The sequence below is a fragment of the Pseudokineococcus basanitobsidens genome, from assembly GCF_037482545.1.
Taxonomy (GTDB): Bacteria; Actinomycetota; Actinomycetes; order Actinomycetales; family Quadrisphaeraceae; genus Pseudokineococcus; species Pseudokineococcus basanitobsidens.
This window is the reverse complement of the sequence record NZ_JBBIAA010000071.1, coordinates 1-1,356: the sequence shown is the minus strand read 5'-3', so window position 1 is coordinate 1,356 and position 1,356 is coordinate 1. Positions and strand designations below refer to the sequence as shown.

The window sequence follows — 1,356 nt, the reverse complement described above, 5'->3', positions numbered from 1 at the left end:
GGTCTGACTGTGAGGGTGGTCAAGCCGGTCCAGCACTGATGGGCTGGTAGCTGGCAGCAGCGCTCGTGACCCTTGGTCTGACTGGCTTCGTGCCTTCGAGCCGACTTGTCCGGGCGCTGCTGCCGGCACCGGCCCGACCCCGGGGTGCTGGCCTGATCAGGAGCTTGACCACCAGTTCACCGCTGGTGTGTCTCATCACAGTCCTGCCGATCCCTGGGCCGGGCCGGACCGTTCGCGTCCAGTCACGGATCAGGAGATGAACGCATGCCCATGCTCGCAGAGCTGGTCGAGGTCGTCATCGGCGTCGACACCCACAAAGACACCCACACCGCCGCCGTCGTGACCGCCGCGACCGGCGCGGTCCTCGAGCAGGCCACCGTGCCCGCCGACCCCGACGGCTACCAGGCCCTGCTCGACCTCGCCGCCGCCCACCCCGGCCTGCGGGCCTTCGCCCTCGAGGGCTCCGGCGGCTACGGCGCCGGGCTGGCCCGCCACCTGGCCGCCGCCGGTGAGGTCGTCGTCGAGCTCGACCGCCCCGCCCGACCCGCCCGCTGGGCCGGGGCCAAGTCCGACCCGATCGACGCCGTCCGTGCCGCCCGCGACGCCCTGGCCCGCACCCGCCTGGCCGTCCCGAAGTCCGGGCCGACCCGGGCCGCGCTGGCGGCGTACATGACCGCCCGCCGCGGCGCGGTCGAAGCCGCCACGACCACCGAGCGGCAGCTGCACGCCCTGGTCATCACCGCCCCCGAGGCGGTCCGGGCCCGCTTCCGCGGCCAGAGCACCCGGGCCATGGTCACGACCGCGACCCGGCTGCGCCCGCACACCGCAGCCGGCGACGTCGAGGCCCACGCCGTCCTGGACGTGCTGCGCGACATGGCCCGCCGGGTGGTCTTCCTGCGCGAGCAGGCCGACGACCACGAGAAGGCCATCAAGGCCCTGGTCTCCTCATGGCGCCCGGACCTGCTCCAGCTCGCCGGTGTCGGCCCGATCGTGGCCGCGGCCGTGCTGACCACCTGGTCCCACCCCGGCCGCGTCCACTCCGAGGCGGCGTTGGCGATGCTCGCCGGCGCCGCGCCGATCCCGGCGTCCTCGGGCAAGACCGTCCGGTACCGGCTCAACCGCTCCGGCGACCGCCAGCTCAACCGGGCCCTGCACACCATCGTCCTGACCCGGCTGCAACGCGACGAGCGCACCCGCGCCTACGCCGCCCGCCGACGCGCCGAGGGCAAGACCGACCGCGAGATCAAGCGATGCCTCAAGCGCTACATCGCCCGTGAGCTCTACCGGCTCCTCGAGTCACCACCCTCCGCACCGTCGACCGCACTCAAGGCGGCTTGACGGACCATAGGAGCGTCG

At 73.8% G+C, this 1,356-nt stretch carries 1 protein-coding gene; it reads left to right on the top strand.

The genetic code is table 11. From position 1 onward, the window contains the following. The first annotated feature begins 264 nt into the window (after positions 1–264). A complete protein-coding gene (locus WDZ17_RS17315; protein ID WP_339576423.1) occupies positions 265–1,338 on the top strand; it encodes an IS110 family RNA-guided transposase in 1,074 nt (357 codons plus the stop codon). The last annotated feature ends 18 nt before the right edge of the window (positions 1,339–1,356 follow it).

Bases quoted from the DNA above. Each gene is read 5' to 3' on its own strand.
- WDZ17_RS17315 (WP_339576423.1), top strand. From the start codon at position 265: ATGCCCATGCTCGCAGAGCTGGTCGAGGTCGTCATCGGCGTCGACACC.